Raw genomic sequence first — 23377 nt, forward strand, 5'->3', positions numbered from 1 at the left:
CTATAAGTATTCAACAAATCAGCTATATCCATCCGGATAAAGAAGTATTATTCAGTGACCTCAACTTTGCCATCAGTAAAGGGCAAAAGCTGGGATTAGTCGGCAACAACGGCTGTGGTAAATCGACCCTGATGCAAATTATTGCCGGACAATTATCACCGTCTTCCGGTGTCATTGTCCGACCGGACGACCTTTATTACATTCCACAACATTTTGGACAATATAATTCATTAACTATCGCCCAAGCCTTACATATAGACAGCAAGCAAAAAGCCCTACACGCTATTCTGGAAGGAGATGCCTCAACAGAGAATTTCACACTACTGGATGATGACTGGAATATCGAGGAACGTTCCATCGCCGCCCTCGATTCGTGGGGGATAGGGCAGTTTCCCCTATCCTACCCGCTGCATCTGCTCAGTGGCGGAGAAAAGACCCGTGTCTTTTTAGCGGGTATGGATATTCACACCCCATCTGTCATCCTCATGGATGAACCTACGAATCATCTCGATTCTTCGGGCAGGCAACGTTTGTATGATTGGGTAGAGAAATGGCGCTCAACATTGCTGGTAGTGAGCCATGACCGTACCTTACTCAATCTTCTTCCCGAAATTTGCGAACTGGAGAAACATCAAATCACGTATTACGGTGGGAATTACGAATTTTACAAAGAGCAGAAAGCCCTGATGCAGGAAGCCTTGCAGCAACGTATCGAAGAAAAAGAAAAAGCGCTGCGGGCAGCCCGCAAGGTAGCCCGTGAAACGGCAGAGCGAAGGGATAAACAAAATGTGCGTGGCGAAAAAGCCAATATTAAAAAAGGCGTTCCACGCATCGTACTAAATGCGTTGCAGGGAAAATCAGAGAAAAGCACCAGTAAACTAAACGGCGTCCATCAGGAGAAAGCCGAAAAGCTGACTGATGAACGCAACCAACTTCGAGGTTCACTCTCTCCAACGGCTGCGCTAAAAACTGATTTCAACAGTTCTTCCCTGCACAACGGGAAAACGTTAGTTACAGCGAAAAACATTAATTTCGGTTATTATCCTAACCAGAACGACAATGATAGTCAGAACGAGAATGATAATCCAAGTGAAAATAATACCTTCGACAGCAGCAACAGCAGCAACCTGCCAGCGCAACTGCTTTGGCAAGCTCCCATCAGTTTTCAACTAAAGAGCGGCGACCGTCTCCGCATAGAAGGAACCAACGGCAGCGGAAAAACCACTCTTCTGAAAATCATCACCGGACAACTCGAGCCACAGGAAGGAACGCTCACACGGGCAGATTTCTCTTACGTTTATCTGAATCAGGAATACTCTATCATCGACGACCGGAATAGTATCCTCGAACAGGCTTACGCTTTCAACAGCCGGAACCTGCCGGAGCACGAAATAAAGATTATTCTGAACCGTTACCTGTTTCCCGCATCCGAATGGGATAAATCCTGCCGGAAACTAAGCGGCGGTGAGAAGATGCGGCTCGCTTTCTGCTGCCTGATGATTAGCAATAATACACCCGATATGTTTATCCTGGACGAACCGACCAATAATCTGGATATACAGAGCATTGAAATCATCACTGCGACTATCAAGAATTATGCAGGTACTGTCATAGCCATTTCACACGATAATTATTTCATTCGGGAAATCGGTATCGACCAACGTATTGTATTAAGTTAATCCATTGATATTTTATCCGATAAAGTCTCAAATATCAATACAGTTTTTTATACCTTCGCAGCGCAAAACAAAAGAAAAAAAATAAAATGAGTCAAACAGCACAATCATGGTGGTTTGTCTTTTATAAAGACCAGCTATTACTTGAAAAGAAAGGGAAGGGTATATTTGCCCTTCCCTATGGAGAGATTCCGCCTATCTTTATTAAAGAAGAAACTACGGTACATACTATAACGACACTAGAGGGAAAGAACTGCAAATCTTTTTCCCTCTCTTCACCCATTGAAGAATCAGCACAATATGCAATGATAGGGCTTCGTGCCTCTTATGAGTACCTCCCGCCGGCTCATTATCAGGCGGCGGGAAAAGCGCACGAGATTCTGCACTGGGACAGAAACAGCCGTTTTTGCTCTGCCTGCGGCACTCCTATGGAACAGAAAGAGGACATCATGAAACGTTGTCCGAAGTGCGGCCGGGAAGTATATCCTTCCATTTCAACCGCAGTGCTCGTCTTAGTGAGAAAAGAAGATTCTTTGCTCCTTGTCCATGCCCGTAACTTCAAAGGAACATTCAACAGTCTCGTTGCCGGATTCCTGGAAACCGGAGAGACATTAGAGGAATGTGTAGCACGTGAGGTGAAAGAGGAAACAGGACTGGACGTGAAGAATATTACTTATTTCGGCAATCAGGCATGGCCGTATCCCAGCGGACTGATGGTCGGCTTTATCGCAGATTACGCCGGTGGAGAAATCAAACTGCAAGAGGAAGAGTTAAGCTCCGGAGATTTCTACACACGGGATAACCTGCCGGAACTTCCCCGAAAGCTGAGCCTTGCACGGAAGATGATTGACTGGTGGTTGGAATGTCCTAACAAATAAGCAGGTATGGAAAACATTATCAAAGGTATCCGACAATATTATCCGGTATCCGACAAATCGCAGGAAGAACTTTCGGCCACATGGAATCGGAAAAAACAATCATAAAACAACCTCATGGAATTATCAACAAAAACACCGCGAATTGAAGTAGTAGACGCTCTCAGAGGCTTTGCCGTCATGGCTATCCTCTTGGTACACAACCTGGAGCATTTCATTTTTCCCGTCTATCCGGAAAGTTCTCCCGAATGGCTCACCATTTTGGATGCCGGGGTATTTAACGCAATATTCTCACTGTTTGCAGGAAAATCTTATGCCATCTTCGCCCTGCTTTTCGGATTCACCTTCTATATCCAGTCGCACAACCAGCAATTGAAAGGAAAAGACTTCGGCTACCGTTTTTTATGGAGAATGGTATTGCTGGCAGGCTTTGCCACTCTTAACGCTGCCTTTTTCCCGGCAGGTGATGTCCTGCTTTTGTTTGTTGTAGTCGGCATCGTACTGTTTATCGTACGCAAATGGAGCGATAAGGCTATTTTAATCACTGCTATCCTGTTCTCGCTGCAACCTATTGAATGGTTCCACTACATTATGAGCCTTTTCAACCCTGCCTATACCCTGCCCGACTTAAACGTCGGAGCGATGTATGCCGAAGTGGCTGCCTACACCAAAGACGGCAACTTCTGGGAGTTCCTAATAGGTAATATCACTTTGGGGCAGAAAGCCAGCCTATTCTGGGCTATCGGCGCCGGACGTTTCTTACAGACTGCCGGACTTTTCCTGTTCGGTCTGTATATCGGACGCAAACAGTTGTTCGTCACCACCGAATCTCATCTGAAATTCTGGGTGAAAGCGCTCATCATCGCTGCTATCAGCTTCGCGCCTCTTTACTCTTTGAAAGAGCAAATCATGCAGAGTGACAGCAGCCTGATTCAACAGACAGTAGGTACCGCTTTTGATATGTGGCAGAAATTCGCGTTCACTATCGTATTAATTTCTTCTTTCATCTTACTTTATCAGAAAACCAAGTTTCAAAAAGCCGCCTCCCACCTGCGCTTCTACGGTAAGATGAGTCTGACAAACTATATTTCCCAATCTATCCTGGGCGCCATTATCTATTTCCCATTCGGATTCTATCTGGCTCCTTATTGCGGATATACTCTAAGCCTGGTTATTGGCATTGTTCTTTGCATATTGCAGGTTCAATTCTGTAAATGGTGGCTGTCCAAACATAAACAAGGGCCGTTGGAGACAATATGGCATAAATGGACTTGGATAGGGAACAAATAATGTAAGAACATATAAATAGAATGATTTGAATAATATATAGCTGATAGCTTCCGCATGATTAATTGCCTCCAAATGTTCACGCATGGATTTGTTAACAGGGAAACGAATGCATTTGCAGAATCATTCAATGCAAAAATTTCAGACTGAGCCGAACAAAGTGGGAACATTTTCAGTTAAGGCAAAGAAAAAACCCTCTCAGAAATCATCTGAAAGGGCTTCGTGAGGTTCCTGGCGGATTCGAACCGCCGTACACGGTTTTGCAGACCGCTGACTAAGCCACTCATCCAAGGAACCGTAATTTCTCGTTTGCGGTTGCAAAGGTAGTACAAATTTTGAAATTACCAACTATCCGCAGCAATTTTTCTTTGTACTTTTTTTCTTTACACCACATTCATGTCTCTTCTTCTCCATCATATCCTTTAATTCACAGCCACTTACACAGCTATCGCAAGGATTAGCGCTTTCGCGCGTGCGATGAAAAAAAATATAAATCCCGTATATGACCCGGGCAATACAGAGTACGATCAGTACTCCGACCACCCATTCCTGCCAATTATTCATACAAATAGTCCTCCAATCTGATAAACCGCGAATGAAATAAGCCAAGCTAATGCCGTTGTGTAACCAGCAGCAAAGAGTGCCCACTTCCAACTACCGGACTCCTGCTTGATAGCCGCCAATGCCGCAATACACGGAAAGTAAATCAGCACAAACAACATATAACAGAAAGCAACCAGTGGAGTTATCGGTATCCGCTCCGCCAAACTGGCTTCATCGGCTTCCGGATCGTCTACATACAAAACTCCCAAAGTGCTAACAACCAACTCTTTCGCTCCTACTCCCGAAATCAAGCCGATACCCAGTTTCCAGTCAAACCCCATAGGCGCAATCACCGGCTCTATCGCACGGCCAAGCTGACCTATATAAGAATTTTCCTGCTGTTCGGCTACCGTCTCATATGCGTCATGATTCGGATAATACCCTAAGAACCAAATGATAATAGAAGCAATCATAATAATTCCTCCCATCTTCTTCAAATACTGAGCTCCTTTCTCCCATGTATGACGGAAGATTGATTTAGCTGTCGGCATCCGATAGGGCGGAAGCTCCATCACAAACGGAGTATCGTCACCCTTCACCAAAAACTTGCTGAACAAACGCGCCAATAGCACAGCCAGAAATATCCCAATCGCATAAATACTTAACAACACCAGACTGGCATTGTTCGGGAAGAAAGCCCCTACCAACAACAAATAGATAGGCAGGCGAGCACTGCAAGACATCAACGGATTCACCAGCATCGTAATAAGGCGACTTTTCCGATTCTCAATCGTACGCGAAGCCATAATAGCAGGCACATTACATCCGAATCCCATAATCAACGGAATAAACGACTTCCCGTGCAATCCCATCTTATGCATAATCTTATCCATAATAAATGCGGCACGTGCCATATATCCCGAATCTTCCATCAACGAAATGCAAAAATACAGAATAAGAATATTCGGCAAGAAGACAATAACGCCCCCTACTCCACCGACAATACCGTCAACCAGCATATCTTTCAGCGGTCCTTCAGACATATTATTGCGAATCAAATCGCCAATCTGCTCCACCAGCCACTCAATTCCCATCATCGGATACTCTCCAAGCACAAACGTACCCTCGAACATCAGATACATGAAAAGGAAAAAGATAGGGTATCCCCAAATACGATGAGTGACAATAGCATCCAGTACTTTTGTTGTCTGCGCCTGTTCCAAGTGGTTGTCAGTAAACGTCTCTTTCAGAGCACCGCTGATAAAACCATATTTTGCATCCGTAATAGCCGATTCACAATCTTCATTCATCGTGCTCTGAATACGTTTAGCCATTTTATCACGAATACTGAGAATAGCTTCCGCATTCGGCAAAGTACGCACGAAACTCTCTATGTCCGGATCGTTCTCCAACAGCTTAATAGACAGAAAACGAGTGGAATATTTATGGCGGATAAACTCGTTCTTGGAAACCTCTTCTTTTACAGCATCAATCGCTTTCTCCAAATCGGGACCATGATTGATGTGAATATGCCGGAATACACGTCCGGTTTTCTTATGTTCCCGCACATAATCTTCCAAATGCTCTTCTTCATGTTTTTTCCGGTCTTCCAGGGAATCATGCCATTCGGTCAGGTCTTTAAGCACTTCCGGATTCATATTTCCCTGTTTGTCAAAGAAGTCCACCCCTTCATAGAGATTGATGACAACATGGAACAGCGTATCCAGTCCGCGATTTCTCTTACTTACCGTAGGTAGCATCGGAACTCCGAACAATTTGCTCAACAAATGATAATCCAATGTATTTCCACTGGCTTCCAATTCATCATAAATATTCAGAGCTACCACCATACGGACATTCATGTCGATCAGTTGAGTAGTCAGATATAAATTCCTTTCCAGATTGGAAGAGTCTACCACATTAATAATGACATCCGGAGTTTCGTCGATAATATGACGGCGGACATAAATCTCTTCCGGTGTATATGCAGACAAAGAATAAGTTCCCGGCAAATCGACAATGCGGAAATGATAACCTTCAAAGTCGAAATACCCCTCTTTGGCATCTACCGTCACACCACTATAATTGCCGACATGCTCATGCGCACCGGAAGCCAAGTTAAACAAAGAAGTCTTGCCACTGTTCGGATTTCCGACCAACGCCACATTGATGGTACGACGTTTACCTAACGCCAACCGTTTCATCTCTTCTTCTTTTACAGATATATCTTCAGGCAGCCCTTCATGATAAATAGTCTCTTCAGCCAGTTTTTTAGCTTCCTCTTCACTGACCACTTCAATCATCTCAGCTTCCTGACGACGAAGAGATATTTCATAACCCAGAACTTTATATTTAATGGGATCCTTCAGTGGAGCGTTCAACAGCACTTCAACTGTCTTACCTTTAATAAAACCCATCTCCACAATACGTTTACGAAAACCACCGTGCCCCAATACCTTAACGATGACACCTTTTTCGCCTGTTTTCAATTCGGACAAACGCATAACACTCAAAATTTTCGGCAAAGATAATTCATAACTTCGGAGCACGCAAATTATTTAGATTGTTTTTAAATAACAGGTGTTTTCAATTTCTAAAACCCATTGTCTGCAACTAAAAACAATGCCCATTCACTTGAGATACTTTAATAAACTATTATCTTTGCAGCATATGATACAACAACGAATTATACAGTATATAGATAAAGAAGATTTATTTTCTTCCGACAGTAAGATTCTGGTAGCATTGAGCGGCGGTGTCGACTCGGTAGCATTGTTATGCATCCTTCATGCAGCAGGCTATCATTGCGAAGCTGCACATTGCAACTTCCATTTGCGCGGTGAAGAATCGAACCGCGACGAGCAATTTGTCCGCCAACTATGCAGAAAATATGAAACCCGCCTGCACACTGTTGATTTTGACACTACCCGATATGCAGCCGAAAAACATATTTCCATCGAAATGGCCGCCCGAGAATTACGTTACAACTGGTTCGAAGAAATAAGAAACGAATGCCAGGCCGATGTCATAGCCGTTGCCCACCATCAAGACGATAGCGTAGAAACGATATTGCTGAATCTAATCCGTGGAACAGGAATTACCGGATTATTAGGAATACGTCCCCGCAATGGAGTAATCGTGCGCCCTTTACTTTGTATCAACCGGGAAGAAATCCTGCATTACCTGCAAAGCATCGGGCAGGATTATGTGACCGACAGCACCAATCTGGAAGACGAATACACCCGTAATAAAATCCGGCTCAACCTCCTTCCTCTCATGCAGACCATGAATCCATCGGTAAAAAACAGCCTGATAGAAACAAGTAATTATCTGAATGACATATCTGTTATATATAATAGATATACAGAAGAAGCCAAAGCAAGGATAGTCACGACAGAAGGCATCCGAATCCACGAATTATTAAAAGAGCCGGCACCCGAAGCTCTTTTGTTTGAACTCCTGCATCCTCTGGGCTTCAACTCCGCACAAATCAGAGATATTGCCAACTCACTTCACGGACAACCGGGAAAGCAGTTCAACAGCAAAGAATGGAGAGTAATCAAAGACAGGAAACTCCTTTTATTAGAAAGCATCCGGCCGGGAAACAGAGAGGGACTCCCTTTCCAAATCATCAAAGAGGAAAAAGAATATACATCAGACTTTCAGATTCCACGAGAAAAAGGAATTGCCTGTTTTGATGCAGACAAGCTGAATGAAGAAATTTCTTACCGGAAATGGCAGACAGGAGATACTTTTATCCCTTTCGGAATGAAAGGAAAGAAAAAAATAAGCGATTATCTGACCGACCGCAAATTTTCTATCAGCCAGAAAGAACGCCAGTGGGTACTCTGTTGCGGAGAACGCATTGCGTGGCTGATAGGTGAACGGACAGATAACCGCTTCCGTATTGATGAAACGACCAAACGTGTCGTTATCTATAAAATAGTCTGAGGTAATTTCTGTTTCTTAAAACAATCAGACAGCAAGGCAGCAAAAGGAGTATCATATACTCTGGCCTTTTTTGTGCAAGCCTTTACGCAGGCACAACACTTGATACATTTGGCCTCATCCGTATGCAACTCGTCACCCTTGGTAATAGCTCCTGCCGGACAACGAACCACGCATAATCCGCAATGAGTACATAAGTTTTCATCTTCCACCCAAGGAGTGCGGGGAAGCGGCGTACCGCTTTTACGCAATTTAATGACCTTTCTCAGAAAACGGAACAAAGGAAAGAAAGGTTGTCCCGGACGTTTAATAGCGCGTACATCTACCGGATAAAGAGTATCCATATTACCGGCCGCGTTTATTTTCTCCATAATCTTTTTCCCAAATTCCGCAGCAAAAGCCAGATCAGAGTCATTAGGACGTCCGACAGCAATCGGGTGTTCATCGGTACTATACGAATGTTCTCCGATAAAAGTCGCCCCGGCAATCACCTTCATACCATGCGGTACGGCAAAAGCATCCAACTCCATTAAAGCTTTTTCGTAAGCGCGGTTTCCATAAACCACTACAAGAACGGTGGGAGTATCCAGACCGCGGATACCCTGCAAACGTTCCATTGCCAAAGGAGCCACATGCCCCCCATACACAGGAACCACAATAATAGCCAATGCAGACGCAGGAATTACAATTTCCTCAGTAGCCTGTTGAGTGACATTTATGGGAAGAATATTTTTTATGCCTGCTCCGTGAACAATCGCCTCAGCTATTTGTTTTGATGTATGTGTAGGCGAAAAATAAATTAAATAAGCTTCATTTACTGTCATACTATTTTCTTTTATCTAGCAAAGATACACTTTTACGTGGAAAAAAATGGTTGATTGTTCATGAAACCAAAAAAAATTATTATCTTTGCCCCGTTGAAACATTCTACGATTCAACACATACATCCCTAATTCATAATAAAAAACAAAACGTATGCTTGCATATCTGTAGCTATAAGCTGTAGTAATGCTGTCCGTAATTCAGCTAAAAGAAATATTAATAACTTACCATACTATATGTATAACATTATCCAATTAAACGACAAAGATCTGTCGGAGCTTCAAATTATTGCCAAAGATTTAGGCATAAAAAAAGCAGACTCATTCAAAAAAGAAGACCTTGTTTATAAAATACTCGATGAACAGGCAATTGTAGGAGCTACCAAGAAAGTGGCCGCAGACAAGCTCAAAGAAGAGCGCAAAGACGATAAGAAAAAACGTTCACCGCGTGTAACTCCTGCCAAGAAAGAAGACAAGGCGGCTTCCGCAACCAAGGGCGGAGAAATTACAAAAGCCAAAGAGACTACTCCTGCTAAGGCACAACCTTCCAAAGAGGCTGGTACAAACAAAGAAAAAGAAACTCCTGCCGTTGAAGCCAAAGCTGAAAATGCTGCCGCTCCCAAACGTAAAGTAGGCCGTCCACGCAAGAATGCTGACACTACTGAGAAAAAAGAAGTAGAGAATGTTAAGCCGGCAGTAGCTATCAAAGAAGCGGAAGCTAAACCTGTTGTCGCAGCAGCAAAACCTGCTGAGACTGCACAGAAAGCAGTTCCGGCACAACAACCTGCTGAAAAGAAGGAGACAACCAATAAGCCGGTTGCAGAAGCAAACAAGCCTGATGCCGAGAAGAAAGTAATAGCAAAACCACAAAAAAAAGTTGCACCTGTTATTGACGAAGAAAGCAATATCCTGTCCAGTGCAGACGATGATGATTTCATTCCAATCGAAGATCTGCCTTCTGAAAAAATAGAGCTCCCTACCGAATTGTTCGGTAAATTCGAGGCTACCAAGACAGAACCGATACAGGTTGCACCCGAACAACCGTCTCATTCCCAGCAGCAGCAATCCCAACAACAGCAGCAATCGCAGCAGCAACGTCCGCGCATTGTTCGCCCGCGTGACAACAACAATAATAACAATAACGCTACCAACAACAATAATTTCCAGCGTAACAATAACCAGAATCAGAACCAACAGCGCCTGCCTATGCCGCGTGCCACTCAGCAGAACAATGCAAACGAACACCTTCCGGCACAACAACCGCAGGAGCGCAAAGTTATTGAACGCGAAAAACCTTACGAATTTGACGATATCCTCAATGGAGTAGGCGTTTTGGAAATCATGCAGGACGGATACGGATTCCTGCGTTCTTCCGATTACAACTATCTTTCTTCTCCGGACGACATCTACGTATCACAGTCACAAATCAAACTGTTCGGTCTGAAGACCGGTGACGTAGTAGAAGGCGTTATCCGCCCGCCCAAAGAAGGAGAAAAATACTTCCCGCTGGTCAAAGTATCGAAAATCAACGGACGTGACGCAGCTTTTGTTCGCGACCGCGTTCCTTTCGAACACCTGACACCTCTCTTCCCGGATGAAAAGTTCAAACTTTGCAAAGGCGGTTATTCAGACTCCATGTCAGCCCGTGTCGTAGACCTTTTCGCTCCGATCGGTAAAGGCCAGCGTGCATTGATCGTAGCCCAGCCAAAGACCGGTAAGACTATCTTGATGAAAGATATCGCCAACGCAATCGCAGCCAACCATCCGGAAGTGTACATGATTATGCTGTTGATTGACGAACGTCCTGAAGAAGTAACCGACATGGCACGCAGCGTCAATGCGGAAGTTATCGCCTCCACTTTCGACGAACCGGCAGAACGCCACGTGAAAATCGCAGGTATCGTACTGGAAAAAGCAAAACGCCTGGTAGAGTGCGGTCACGATGTAGTTATCTTCCTCGATTCTATTACCCGTCTGGCACGTGCATACAATACAGTTTCTCCGGCATCCGGCAAAGTGCTTTCCGGTGGTGTTGACGCTAATGCACTGCACAAGCCCAAACGTTTCTTCGGCGCTGCACGTAATATAGAGAACGGCGGCTCACTGACCATCATCGCTACCGCCCTGATCGACACCGGCTCCAAGATGGACGAAGTTATCTTCGAAGAATTCAAGGGTACAGGCAACATGGAGTTGCAGCTCGACCGCAACCTGTCCAACAAACGTATCTTCCCTGCTGTCAACATTACCGCATCCAGCACTCGTCGCGACGACCTGCTGCTTGACAAGACAACGCTTGACCGTATGTGGATCTTACGCAAATATCTTGCCGACATGAATCCGATCGAAGCAATGGATTTCGTAAAAGACCGTTTGGAAAAAACCAGAGACAACGACGAGTTCCTGATGAGCATGAATAGCTAATCAACGGAAAACGATAAATAGTGACCAGGACATAAAAAACATCCTAACCACTATTATTCAGGCACGGATTATACGGATAGCGCAGTTCTTATTTTACCAAAACCGCGATTTCCATATAATCCGTACTTTATTTATATATTAAATTTTATTTGCGCCCCCCTCTTCTCTTTTTTCAAAATTCCACTTTTGTACAAAATCCTTTCATTTACGTCCAAAACCACCCCTCTACCCTTTTTTACATTTCCTTTTTTTCTACTTTTGTTCCAAAATCAATATTACTTAATTCTAACCAAGAATGAAAACGATTTATCCTTTCATGGGTTTGGCCCTATGCGGCATAACAGCCCAGGCACAAGAAAAGCCGAATTTCCTTATTATCCAATGCGACCATTTGACGCAACGTGTCGTAGGTGCCTACGGCCATACACAAGGTTGCACCCTTCCCATTGACGAAGTTGCTTCGAGAGGAGTCATCTTCTCCAATGCTTATGTAGGCTGTCCTCTCAGCCAACCTTCACGTGCGGCTTTATGGAGCGGCATGATGCCTCATCAAACCAATGTGCGTTCCAATTCCAGCGAACCGGTCAATCCACGCATACCGGAAAGCGTACCGACTTTAGGTAGTCTTTTCTCCGAGAACGGTTACGAAGCCGTACATTTCGGAAAGACCCATGACATGGGGTCACTCAGAGGATTCAAACATAAAGAACCGGTAGCAAAACCATTTACCGATCCTGAATTTCCTGTCAACAACGACAGCTTTCTGGATGTGGGAACCTGCGAGGACGCAGTAGCCTATCTGAGCAATCCGCCCCAGGAACCTTTCATCTGCATAGCCGATTTTCAGAACCCTCACAATATCTGCGGATTTGTAGGAGCTAATGAAGGCGTGCATACAGATCGCCCCATCAGCGGCACTCTTCCCGAACTGCCTGCCAATTTTGATGTCGAGGACTGGAGCAACATCCCCACTCCGGTACAGTATATTTGTTGCAGCCACCGCCGAATGACACAGGCTTCCCATTGGAGCGAAGAAAACTACCGCCACTACATCGCAGCTTTCCAACACTACACGAAGATGGTATCCAAACAAGTAGACAGCGTGCTGAAAGCACTTTACTCTACGCCTGCCGGAAAAAATACCATCGTAGTCATCTTAGCCGACCACGGTGACGGAATGGCTTCGCACCGCATGGTGACCAAGCACATCAGTTTCTACGACGAAATGACAAACGTTCCGTTCATCTTTGCAGGTCCCGGCATCAAACAACAGAAAAAGCCGGTAGACCACCTGCTCGCACAGCCCACGCTCGACCTTCTGCCTACTCTTTGCGACCTGGCAGGAATTTCCGTTCCGGCAGAGAAAGAAGGAATCAGCCTTGCCCCTACCCTAAAAGGAGAAAAACAAACGAACACCCACCCGTATGTCGTCTCCGAATGGCATAGTGAATATGAGTATGTGACAACACCCGGACGCATGGTACGCGGGCCAAGATACAAATACACCCACTATCTGGAAGGCAACGGAGAAGAGTTGTACGACATGAAAAAAGATCCGGGAGAACGCAAGAATCTCGCCAAAGACCCTAAATACACCAAGGTCCTGGCAGAACACCGTGCAATGCTCGATGACTACATCGCCCGGACAAAAGACGACTATCGCAGCCTGAAAGTAGACGCCGACCCACGATGCAGAAATCACACCCCGGGTTATCCAAATCACGAAGGCCCCGGAGCACGTGAGATTCTCAAAAAAAAATAAAATAATAAAAAGAGCGGAGATTTCTTTGTAATCTTCGCTCTTTTTATTTCTTTTGCACATCATCTGACAAACAAACAACTTAATATCAAGTGAATAAACACAGATATCATACTATTGCAATCGTTGCAGCCATGCTTATACCGGCAACTCTGCATGCAGCGTACAGCAATGCAGAACGCATCGCTCTATTGCAGTCATTGCTCGACTACAACGTACCATTCAGCACTGAAGTACCGATAGACAGCATCATCAAATGGGAAAAGATACTGGAACCCGAACTGGAACAACAGCAACAATACTCACTTCTATTCCAACTAAAACACCTGACCGTCCAGGCATTAATTACAAAAGGCAATATCAGTCTGGCCATAGATAAAGCCAACCTGATGTACCAAAAAGCTAAGGACATGAATTACGCGCCGGGAACAGCACTCTCACTGCAGGCCATTGGAAACACTTATCAAAGCTCGTCAGCCGCCGTCGCAGCCATCGAATCTTACGAAGAAGCACTGGAAGCTGCACGCAAAATTCCTAACGCAACCCCATACACAAAAACAATCCTATCCCAACTCATTCTGACCAAGCTCAAATATCGCCAACTGACAGATATAGGAAATTATATCCGGCAACTCAAATCCCTCTCCGACAAAAGCAAAAATCGTCAGGACGCCTTTTACCTGGCCTATTGCCAAGCATTCTACAACATACAGACGCGCCATCTTCCGGAAGCATTAACTTATCTGCAACAAGCCGACTCAATCAATCAGCATTCCGCCAATTCCTACTATCTCCTGATGACTAAGTATCTGTATTCCCGCTACTATACCGAATCCGAAGATTATATTCAGGCATTAAAGATATTTGACGAAACACCTTTGCACATAAGCACTGCAGCTTCATACAATTCCATTCCTATCCAGCAAGAACGCGCACAAATACTGGCACTGATGGGCAAAAACGAGGAAGCCTGCGAAACTTATGAATCATTGAATGCCATCAAAGACTCTTTGGAAACCTTGAATTACATCCGCCAAATCAATGAACTGCATACACTTTACCAAATTGACAAAAAGGAGTTAGACAGCCTGAACAGGCAGAAAACAATCCTCTATTGGAGTTGGTTTACAATCCTGTCCATAGTCACGCTAATCATATTTTTCATCTTCCTGATAAAGCGCAGCAATAAAAGGCTGCGGCAATCGCAATTAAAACTGGGAAAAGCCAAAAAACAGGAAGAAAACTCCATCCGGACGAAAAGCCTGTTCCTGTCTAATATGAGCCATGAAATCCGCACGCCACTCAACGCGCTGTCCGGTTTTTCCTCTATCCTGACGGAAGAGTCCATCGACAATGAAACCCGGCAGCAATGCAGTGATATTATTCAGCAGAATTCCGAACTGCTACTCAAGCTAATTAACGACGTTATCGACCTGTCCAGCCTTGAAGTCGGTAAAATGACATTCAAATATGAGCAATGTGACGCAGTAGCTATATGCAGAAACGTAATCGACATGGTCGAAAAGATAAAACAGACCAATGCGGATGTCCGCTTCTCCACCTCACTCCGGAAATTGGAATTGACAACGGACAATGCCCGATTGCAACAATTATTAATCAACCTGCTCATCAACTCCACTAAATTCACCCCGCAAGGCTCCATTATCATGGAATTGGAGAAGCAAACAGAAGATATAGCCTTGTTTTCCGTGACCGATACAGGCTGCGGAATCACCAAAGACAATCAGGAAAAAATCTTCAACCGTTTTGAAAAATTGAACGAAAACGCACAAGGCACAGGGCTCGGCCTGTCTATCTGCCAACTTATCATCGAGCAACTGGGAGGCCGGATATGGATTGACCCGGATTACGATAAAGGCGCGCGTTTCCTGTTTACACACCCCATCCATCGCCACAACCAACCAGAAAAGGAGAAAGCAGAATGAAACAGACCATACTCCTGATAGCCTTATTATGTTGTACCCTGACCGGAAAGGCCGGTACCGGAGCAGTATCCGAATCAGACAGCCTGCTGAAAGTATTGCAAACCTTACCTCGTGATACCATGCGTCTGAATGTCCTGAACCAAATTATCAGAATAGAACAGAACAACCACCAATGTATCCAATACTCAGATACATTACTGAAAGAAGCGCTACGGCTGGAAAATGACAAATACGCCGGCATGGCAGCATATTATCACGTCCTGTATTATTACAATCACAGCAAACAGGACAGTGTAGCCAAATGGATTACCACTATGGAACCCTATATCCGGAAATCTAAGATTTGGGGCTTTTTCTTTGACGCCAAACGCTTCCAAATAGACCTGTACACCTACAATGAACAATACGAACTGGCTATCAGCGAAGCAAAAAAGATGAAGCAGCAAGCCGACAAACAGAATTGCAGCCAGGGAGTCATAGCCGCTTACCAATGTCTGAGCAATGCCTATATCGGCAGCCAGCGCTGGGACAAAGGTATCGAATCGTTAGAAAACGCCTACCAGATGCTTACCGCCCAAGAGAATCCGGTGGTTCGTATCTCGGTACTGTCACAGTTGGTATCCGTCACCAAAGAAAAGAAAGACAACAAAAAAATGCTCAAATACTTGCAGGAACTGGAGAATGTACTGGATAAACACATCAGTAAAAATCCGTCTTTAAAAGAAGGGTTTGCCGATGTATATCTTTTCAATGAGCTTTTCTACACCTATTATTATCTGAATATCCATCAGCCCAAACGAGCTTACCCCCATCTGCAAAAATCCGGAAAATACTTGAACGAGGACACCTATTTCATGTACAAAGTACTTTATTTCGATACCCATGCCAAATATTATCAGGAAATAGGAGAATATATGCAAGCATCAGATTATATCGACACGACATTGACGATGCTGAAAAAGGATTTCACCAGTGACTACGCCGAACAACTGCTCGAAAAGGCAAGAATCTGGAAACAGGCGGAGCAAAGCGAGAAAGCCATCCCTTTGTACGAGCAGGCACTGGCCATTAAAGACTCGGCCGCAACCGTACTCTCCAACACCCAAATGGAACAGATAAAAAACAAATACCATACAGAAAGGACAGAACTGGAACAAGAAAAGCAAAACAACAAAACCCAACTAAGCTATCTGATTTTTATTTTTGTTATTCTGATTTTGCTATTTATCTTCATGGCACGGCTTTTCACAGTGCGAAAAGCATTGAAGCACTCGGAAAACGAAATACGGAAAGCAACAGAAAACGTACGGAAAACAAATGAAATAAAGAACCGCTTCCTTTCGAACATGAGTTATAATATCCGCACTCCGCTCAATAATGTAGTAGGCTTCTCACAACTCATCGCCTGCGAACCTGATATAGACAAGGAAACGAGACAGGAATACTCCAATATCATCCACAGAAGTACGGAAGTACTGATGAGGCTCGTCAATGATGTCCTCGACCTGTCCCGTCTGGAAGCTCAAATGATGAAATTCCAGCTACAAGATTATGACATTATCGAATTATGCAAGGAAGTATGCTACATGGCACATATAAAGAATGAGCAAACAGGCATCAAGGTTCAGTTCTCCGCCGATACGGATTCTCAAATAATCCGTACCGATACGGCACGGCTGACACAGGCATTGCTTAGCACACTGGTTTATCCGCAGGGAAAAGAACAGCAACAAGAGCGGATCATCCGTTTTACGGTAAGCCGTAGCGGAAATATGATTCACTTCCGTATATCCAACTCCCCTTTAGCGGAACGTGCTTTCGTATCACAAGAAACCATCATCCGGCATGACATCAACCGATTATTGCTGAAACATTTCGGCGGCGACTACCTCGCTGATAATAAAACTTCCGAAGAACCGGAAATAGTTTTCATCTACCCCATTACTTCCGAATCGAAATAAAGCGCTATCTTTGCAAAGTGTAAACTTAAACGCTTAATTATGTATACCAACAAACAGATTTGGAGTGTCAGTTATCCGATACTACTGAGCTTGCTGGCACAAAATGTTATCAATGTCACCGACACGGCATTCCTTGGACACGTGAGTGAAGTAGCCCTCGGAGCTTCTGCCATGGGCGGGTTATTCTATATATGCATATTCACCATCGCATTCGGATTCAGCACCGGTTCGCAGATAGTCATTGCAAGACGCAATGGCGAGGGACGCTATACGGATGTAGGCCCGGTCATGATTCAAGGAATCATGTTCCTGTTTGCCATGGCACTGATACTGTTCGGCTTCACCAAAGCCTTCGGAGGAAACATCATGCGACTGCTCGTCTCTTCAGAATCCATCTACGAGGGAACAATGGAATTTCTCGACTGGCGTATCTACGGCTTCTTCTTCTCCTTCGTCAACGTAATGTTCCGGGCATTATACATCGGCATCACCCGCACCAAAGTACTCACAATCAACGCCGTCGTCATGGCATTGACAAATGTGGCACTGGACTATGTGTTAATCTTCGGAAAGTTCGGCATGCCGGAAATGGGTATCAAGGGAGCCGCCATCGCATCCGTACTGGCCGAAGCCTCTTCAATTCTCTTCTTCCTGATTTACACGTACATTACAGTCGATTTGAAAAAATATGGTCTGAATCGTCTGCGCTCGTTCGACCCCGCGCTGCTGATGCGGATTCTCAGCATTTCCTGTTTCACGATGCTGCAATATTTCCTGTCGATGGCTACCTGGTTCGTGTTCTTTGTAGCCGTAGAGCGACTGGGACAACGCGAACTGGCAATTGCCAATATCGTCCGAAGCATCTACGTCGTGCTGCTGATTCCGGTCAATGCACTGGCAACCACCGCCAACAGCCTGGTGAGCAACGCTATCGGCGCAGGAGGAATCCGGTTCGTGATGCCGCTTATCAATAAAATCGCCCGGTTCTCGTTCTTCATTATGCTGGGACTCGTTGCACTGTCGGCACTGTTTCCGCAGTTCCTGCTTTCAATCTACACCAGCGAGGTTGCGCTTATCACAGAGTCCGTCCCCTCGGTCTATGTGATTTGCATCGCCATGCTCATCGCGTCGGTAGCCAACGTCGTATTCAACGGCATCTCCGGCACAGGAAACACGCAGGCCGCCTTATTACTCGAAACAATTACAATCATCATCTACGGTTCATACATCATATTCATCGGAATGTGGCTGAAAGCCCCCATTGAAATCTGCTTTACGATTGAGATAGTGTATTATACCTTGCTGTTGATTACAAGTTATATTTACCTCAAAAAAGCAAAATGGCAGAATAAAAAGATATAAATCCGAGAGATTTTTGTACATTTGCAGGCTCAAATATTAATCAGTAATTAAACAACTATGTTCGATAATTTAAGTGAAAGACTGGAACGGTCATTCAAGATTCTGAAAGGTGAAGGCAAAATCACCGAAATCAACGTGGCGGAGACGCTGAAAGACGTACGCAAGGCACTTCTTGATGCCGACGTAAACTACAAGGTTGCAAAGAATTTCACCGATACGGTGAAAGAGAAAGCTCTTGGTCAGAACGTACTTACGGCTGTAAAACCGAGCCAGTTGATGGTGAAGATTGTGCACGACGAGCTTACCCAGTTGATGGGTGGAGAGACAGCCGAAATCAATATCGAATCCCGTCCGGCAGTCATCCTGATGTCAGGTTTGCAAGGTTCGGGTAAGACTACTTTCTCCGGTAAGTTGGCACAAATGCTGAAAAGCAAGAAGAATCGCAAACCGTTACTGGTAGCCTGTGACGTTTACCGTCCGGCAGCTATCGAACAGTTGCGTGTACTGGCAGAACAAATCGGAGTTCCGATGTACTGCGAACTGGATAGCAAAAATCCGGTAGAAATCGCACAGCACGCCATCCAGGAAGCAAAGGCCAAAGGATATGACCTCGTCATTGTCGATACAGCCGGACGTCTGGCGGTAGACGAACAGATGATGAACGAAATCGCCGCCATCAAAGAAGCGATTCGCCCGGACGAAATCCTGTTCGTGGTAGACTCCATGACCGGACAGGATGCCGTAAACACAGCCAAAGAATTTAATGAACGCCTTGACTTCAACGGTGTGGTACTGACAAAATTGGATGGTGACACCCGTGGTGGTGCGGCCCTTTCTATCCGTTCGGTAGTCAACAAGCCAATCAAGTTTGTAGGTACAGGAGAAAAACTGGAAGCAATCGACCAGTTCCATCCTGCCCGTATGGCCGACCGTATCCTCGGTATGGGTGACATCGTTTCACTGGTAGAACGTGCTCAGGAACAATATGACGAAGAAGAAGCCAAACGCTTACAGAAGAAGATTGCCAAAAACCAGTTCGACTTCAATGACTTCCTCGGCCAGATAGCTCAAATCAAGAAGATGGGTAACCTGAAAGACCTTGCTTCCATGATTCCGGGAGTAGGCAAAGCCATCAAGGATATTGATATCGACGACAATGCTTTCAAGAGCATCGAAGCCATCATCTACTCCATGACTCCGGCAGAACGCTCCAATCCGGAAATCCTGAACGGTTCACGCCGCACCCGTATTGCCAAAGGTAGCGGAACAACGATTCAGGAAGTAAACCGCCTGCTGAAACAATTTGACCAGACCCGTAAGATGATGAAGATGGTAACCAGCAGTAAAATGGGCAAGATGATGCCGAAGATGAGAAAATAAGAAGCATCCATTTTAATTCTAAATAAAAAAGAGGAAGCCGTGGCGAGCGTGGCTTCCTCTTTTTATTATAACAGACATAGCCTTTCTCTAATTTTCGGGGCGTCCCATCACTATTTGATTGTAACGATTACAATTTTATAAAGATTTTAGGTGTTTATTCGTTTTTATTTCATTACTTTGCAAAAGATTACAAACAAAAACACAAGTATGCGTTACATCTATACGACAGGATATATATTATTAGCAGTTGCCATGCAGCTATTTACAGGAAACTTCCCCGTTTCCTTCCTTGCCTTTCCGCTCAACATCATCTTTGCGGCAATATGGTTCCTCATACTCCGGACATTATATAAGGAATACAAAAATTCAGGCTTCACCCGTTTTCTTTGCTCACCTCAGACCAGTGCGCTATCCATTGGATTATTTATCGGCGGCTGCCTGGTGATAGGTCTTCTCCCCCAACTATCGGACACAGCGGCAAAGGCGCGCGAAGGTATTCCTGCCCTGCTGGGGTGTTATAATTTCATGACCGGCTGGATTTTTATAGCCATACTTCTCCTATTGTTAAGTAATCTCGGCATGATTACCATCCACGCCTTCCAACACCGCAAACAAGCACGGTGGCGCTTCGTGCTGAACCACGCCGGACTATGGCTCGCCCTATTTGCCGGATTCTTCGGAAGCAGTGATACCCGGACACTACGCATACCTGTATATAAAGGTGAACCGGCACGCGAAGCGTTCGATATGAACGGCGCGCCGCATTATCTGGATTATGAAATAGAGCTCGACTCCTTTGCCGTAGAATATTACCCGAACGGACATCCTTCCCGCTTTGCGGCAAATGTACGTCTGGGAGATGAAAAAGTAGTGCTCGAAGTGAATCACCCTTACGCCTGTCGGTTGGGAGAAGATATATACCTCACCGGCTATAATGTGATGAAAGGCAACGGCAGTGAATATTGCATCTTGCAAGTAGTAAAGCAACCCTGGAAATATGTGATAGTGGCAGGCATCCTGATGATGCTGGCAGGAGCGATTCTATTATTCATTAAAGGACCGGAAAAAGTATGATAAACTGGGATAATTTCTATGTATTTGCAGCAATATCCGTCTGCTTGTGGTTGGCAGGAGCTGTATCCGCCCTTCGTTCGTCAACGAAGAGCAAGACGGCAATAGCCTTTACATCATCCGGCATCATTGTTTTGGGCATCTTCATTGCCGGATTGTGGGTATTTCTTCAACGCCCGCCTTTGCGCACCATGGGAGAAACCCGGCTATGGTACTCTTTCTTCATGGGAGTGGCAGGACTGCTTACTTATATAAGATGGAAATACCGTTGGATTCTGTCTTTCTCGACACTCCTCTCCACCGTATTCGTCATCATCAACCTGATGAAACCCGAGATACATGACCAGTCACTGATGCCGGCGTTGCAAAGCATATGGTTTATTCCGCACGTCACGGTGTATATGTTTTCCTACTCGGTACTGGGATGCGCCTTTATCATTGCACTGACCGGATTATTCCGCCACAAGGAAGAATACCTGCATACGGCGGACAATCTTGTCTATGCCGGAGTAGCCTTTCTTTCCATCGGAATGCTTCTCGGCTCTCTATGGGCAAAAGAAGCCTGGGGAAACTACTGGAGCTGGGACCCGAAAGAAACCTGGGCAGCTATCACCTGGATGGGATACCTGCTCTATATACATCTCCGTCTTTTCAGAAAAACCGGACGGAAATGTCTGTATGCCTTGCTCATCATCTCCTTCCTGGCTCTGCAAATGTGCTGGTATGGAGTGAACTACTTGCCGGCCGCCCAACAAAGCGTGCATTTATATAATCGTAATAACAACTAATTAAAATCAAATGTGAAATGAAAAAAGGTACAAAACTAATTGTAGCACTGTTGGTCGTAGTGGCAGCACTGGCAGTCACCTACCGGCTTATGCACCGGGTGCCTTCCAGTGATTTGGAAGCAAACGCCCAGATGCAGCAAATCATTACGGATGCAGGATGCCTGAGATGTCATACATCGACTCCCGATTTACCGTTTTACGCAAGTATGCCCGTAGCTGGAAAAATCGTGATGGAAGATGTGAGCGACGCTTACCGTGCTTTCGACATGACTCAGATGGAGAAAGATTTGAAAGAAGGCCGTCCTATCAATCCGGTAGACCTGGCAAAAGTAGAGAAAGTAATCCTTGACGGAAAAATGCCGCAAGCAAAGTATTATCTCGTACACTGGGGCTCTTCTTTCAACGATGCCAAAAAAGAAGTGGCACTCAGTTGGGTGAAAAACCATCGCATGGGACTATACACAGACCTGGCAGTCGCATCCGACTTTATTAACGAACCGGTTCGTCCCATCGCCGACTCTATCGCAGTAGATGTCCGCAAAGTAGTACTTGGCGAATTGTTGTACCACGACACCCGCCTGTCGGCCGACAATACCGTATCCTGTGCCAGTTGTCACGGACTGGATACCGGTGGTGTAGACAACAAGCAATATTCCGAAGGCGTAGGCGGTCAGTTTGGCGGTGTGAATGCCCCGACAGTCTACAATGCAGCCTACAACTTCGTCCAATTCTGGGACGGACGTGCCGGAACACTTGCCGAACAAGCTGCCGGCCCCCCGTTGAACCCGGTAGAAATGGCTTGCGAGTCTTTCAATCAGATTATCGACAAACTGGCAGAAGACAAGAACTTTGTCCTGGCATTCACCGAAGTATATCCCGACGGACTCAGCGAGAAGAATATCACAAACGCAATCGAGGAATTTGAAAAGACATTGCTGACTCCCAACTCACGCTTCGACCGTTATCTGAAAGGTGAAAAAGAAGCTATCTCCACAGATGAAATCGCCGGATACGAGCTTTTCAAGAAATACGATTGCGCCACTTGCCACGTAGGGGAAATCCTGGGCGGACAGTCTTACGAACTAATCGGTGTAAAAGGTGATTATTTTGCCGAACGACAGGCAGAAATGACCGAAGAAGACAACGGACGGTTCAAGCAGACACAGACAGAACGCGACCGTCACCGTTTCAAAGTCCCCGGACTGAGAAACATCGAACTTACCGCTCCTTACTTCCACGATGGCAGCATGGCTACCATGGACGATGCCGTCCGCGCTATGGCCAAGTATCAGCTAGGCATTGACTTGCCGCAACCGGAAGTAGACAAAATCGTCGGTTTCCTTCGTACACTGACAGGAGAATACAAAGGCAAGTTACTGACCAATAAAAATATAATTTAAACAACAAGAGAATATTCTCTCCGTTCAAAAAGAAGATGCTATATCCGGCATCTTCTTTTTTATGCTCCAATCTTTTTGGACAGTTCAGTTATTTATTTTACTTTTGCCCATCACCAATAAATACTCTGAAAATATG

15 protein-coding genes, 1 tRNA gene and 1 pseudogene are annotated in these 23377 nt (G+C 45.1%); 13 read left to right on the plus strand and 4 right to left on the minus strand.

Annotated features, from left to right (window positions below; all coding sequences use genetic code 11):
• The first annotated feature begins 2 nt into the window (after positions 1-2).
• The 3 genes and pseudogenes from RDN93_RS17895 (at position 3) to RDN93_RS17905 (ending at position 3841) form a co-directional block, all read left to right on the plus strand.
• Positions 3-1679 carry an ABC-F family ATP-binding cassette domain-containing protein gene (locus tag RDN93_RS17895; protein ID WP_308746751.1) on the plus strand — a complete coding sequence of 559 codons (1677 nt, stop codon included), beginning with the start codon at positions 3-5 and terminating at the stop codon, positions 1677-1679.
• Positions 1680-1756: 77 nt separating this feature from the next.
• Positions 1757-2554, plus strand: a pseudogene (nudC, locus tag RDN93_RS17900) (NAD(+) diphosphatase); the annotation flags it as partial.
• Positions 2555-2668: 114 nt separating this feature from the next.
• Entirely contained in the window at positions 2669-3841 is a 1173-nt protein-coding gene (locus tag RDN93_RS17905) for a DUF418 domain-containing protein (RefSeq protein WP_308746752.1), read from the plus strand.
• Between the two features lie 222 nt (positions 3842-4063).
• Here the strand turns inward: RDN93_RS17905 and RDN93_RS17910 are convergent.
• The 3 genes from RDN93_RS17910 to feoB all read right to left on the minus strand — a co-directional run bounded on the left by RDN93_RS17910 (position 4064) and on the right by feoB (position 6885).
• Positions 4064-4135 (minus strand) — tRNA-Cys (locus RDN93_RS17910).
• A gap of 51 nt (positions 4136-4186) precedes the next feature.
• A complete protein-coding gene (locus RDN93_RS17915; protein ID WP_308746753.1) occupies positions 4187-4402 on the minus strand; it encodes a hypothetical protein in 216 nt (71 codons plus the stop codon).
• Positions 4399-6885 carry a ferrous iron transport protein B gene (gene feoB / locus RDN93_RS17920; protein WP_308746754.1) on the minus strand — a complete coding sequence of 829 codons (2487 nt, stop codon included), beginning with the start codon at positions 6883-6885 and terminating at the stop codon, positions 4399-4401. The genes RDN93_RS17915 and feoB overlap by 4 nt, the downstream gene beginning before the upstream one ends.
• 166 nt (positions 6886-7051) lie before the next feature.
• Between feoB and tilS the strand changes: the two genes are divergently transcribed.
• Positions 7052-8332: a tRNA lysidine(34) synthetase TilS gene (gene tilS, locus RDN93_RS17925; protein ID WP_308746755.1), complete on the plus strand. Its 1281-nt coding sequence runs from the start codon at positions 7052-7054 to the stop codon at positions 8330-8332.
• On the opposite strand, the gene RDN93_RS17930 is transcribed toward tilS, so the two are convergent.
• Positions 8317-9153 carry a 4Fe-4S dicluster domain-containing protein gene (locus RDN93_RS17930; RefSeq protein WP_308746756.1) on the minus strand — a complete coding sequence of 279 codons (837 nt, stop codon included), beginning with the start codon at positions 9151-9153 and terminating at the stop codon, positions 8317-8319. The two genes, tilS and RDN93_RS17930, sit on opposite strands and share 16 nt — an antisense overlap.
• A 234-nt stretch (positions 9154-9387) precedes the next feature.
• Here RDN93_RS17930 and rho point away from each other — a divergent pair, with 234 nt between their 5' ends.
• The 9 genes from rho to RDN93_RS17975 all read left to right on the plus strand — a co-directional run bounded on the left by rho (position 9388) and on the right by RDN93_RS17975 (position 23241).
• Positions 9388-11574 carry a transcription termination factor Rho gene (rho, locus tag RDN93_RS17935; RefSeq protein ID WP_308746757.1) on the plus strand — a complete coding sequence of 729 codons (2187 nt, stop codon included), beginning with the start codon at positions 9388-9390 and terminating at the stop codon, positions 11572-11574.
• Between the two features lie 295 nt (positions 11575-11869).
• Entirely contained in the window at positions 11870-13336 is a 1467-nt protein-coding gene (locus RDN93_RS17940; RefSeq protein WP_308746758.1) for a sulfatase-like hydrolase/transferase, read from the plus strand.
• 89 nt (positions 13337-13425) lie between these two features.
• A complete protein-coding gene (locus tag RDN93_RS17945; RefSeq protein ID WP_308746759.1) occupies positions 13426-15279 on the plus strand; it encodes a HAMP domain-containing sensor histidine kinase in 1854 nt (617 codons plus the stop codon).
• Positions 15276-17240, plus strand: a complete 1965-nt coding sequence (locus RDN93_RS17950; RefSeq protein WP_308746760.1) for a HAMP domain-containing sensor histidine kinase — start codon at positions 15276-15278, stop codon at positions 17238-17240. The genes RDN93_RS17945 and RDN93_RS17950 overlap by 4 nt, the downstream gene beginning before the upstream one ends.
• A gap of 39 nt (positions 17241-17279) precedes the next feature.
• Positions 17280-18602 carry an MATE family efflux transporter gene (locus RDN93_RS17955; RefSeq protein WP_308746761.1) on the plus strand — a complete coding sequence of 441 codons (1323 nt, stop codon included), beginning with the start codon at positions 17280-17282 and terminating at the stop codon, positions 18600-18602.
• Between the two features lie 57 nt (positions 18603-18659).
• Positions 18660-19982, plus strand: coding sequence for a signal recognition particle protein (gene ffh / locus RDN93_RS17960; RefSeq protein ID WP_308746762.1), 1323 nt, complete (start codon positions 18660-18662; stop codon positions 19980-19982).
• 207 nt (positions 19983-20189) lie between these two features.
• A complete protein-coding gene (locus RDN93_RS17965) occupies positions 20190-21056 on the plus strand; it encodes a cytochrome c biogenesis protein ResB (RefSeq protein ID WP_308746763.1) in 867 nt (288 codons plus the stop codon).
• Entirely contained in the window at positions 21053-21841 is a 789-nt protein-coding gene (locus tag RDN93_RS17970) for a cytochrome c biogenesis protein CcsA (RefSeq protein WP_308746764.1), read from the plus strand. Before RDN93_RS17965 ends, RDN93_RS17970 begins: the two co-directional genes overlap by 4 nt.
• 17 nt (positions 21842-21858) lie before the next feature.
• Positions 21859-23241, plus strand: coding sequence for a cytochrome c peroxidase (locus RDN93_RS17975; protein ID WP_308746765.1), 1383 nt, complete (start codon positions 21859-21861; stop codon positions 23239-23241).
• The last annotated feature ends 136 nt before the right edge of the window (positions 23242-23377 follow it).

This window comes from uncultured Bacteroides sp., from assembly GCF_902491285.1.
Lineage (GTDB): Bacteria > Bacteroidota > Bacteroidia > Bacteroidales > Bacteroidaceae > Bacteroides.

Bases quoted from the DNA above. Each gene is read 5' to 3' on its own strand.
- feoB (WP_308746754.1), bottom strand. From the start codon at position 6,885: ATGCGTTTGTCCGAATTGAAAACAGGCGAAAAAGGTGTCATCGTTAAG.
- RDN93_RS17940 (WP_308746758.1), top strand. From the start codon at position 11,870: ATGAAAACGATTTATCCTTTCATGGGTTTGGCCCTATGCGGCATAACA.
- RDN93_RS17930 (WP_308746756.1), bottom strand. From the start codon at position 9,153: ATGACAGTAAATGAAGCTTATTTAATTTATTTTTCGCCTACACATACA.
- RDN93_RS17965 (WP_308746763.1), top strand. From the start codon at position 20,190: ATGCGTTACATCTATACGACAGGATATATATTATTAGCAGTTGCCATG.
- tilS (WP_308746755.1), top strand. From the start codon at position 7,052: ATGATACAACAACGAATTATACAGTATATAGATAAAGAAGATTTATTT.
- RDN93_RS17970 (WP_308746764.1), top strand. From the start codon at position 21,053: ATGATAAACTGGGATAATTTCTATGTATTTGCAGCAATATCCGTCTGC.
- RDN93_RS17955 (WP_308746761.1), top strand. From the start codon at position 17,280: ATGTATACCAACAAACAGATTTGGAGTGTCAGTTATCCGATACTACTG.
- RDN93_RS17950 (WP_308746760.1), top strand. From the start codon at position 15,276: ATGAAACAGACCATACTCCTGATAGCCTTATTATGTTGTACCCTGACC.
- rho (WP_308746757.1), top strand. From the start codon at position 9,388: ATGTATAACATTATCCAATTAAACGACAAAGATCTGTCGGAGCTTCAA.
- RDN93_RS17915 (WP_308746753.1), bottom strand. From the start codon at position 4,402: ATGAATAATTGGCAGGAATGGGTGGTCGGAGTACTGATCGTACTCTGT.
- RDN93_RS17975 (WP_308746765.1), top strand. From the start codon at position 21,859: ATGAAAAAAGGTACAAAACTAATTGTAGCACTGTTGGTCGTAGTGGCA.
- ffh (WP_308746762.1), top strand. From the start codon at position 18,660: ATGTTCGATAATTTAAGTGAAAGACTGGAACGGTCATTCAAGATTCTG.
- RDN93_RS17905 (WP_308746752.1), top strand. From the start codon at position 2,669: ATGGAATTATCAACAAAAACACCGCGAATTGAAGTAGTAGACGCTCTC.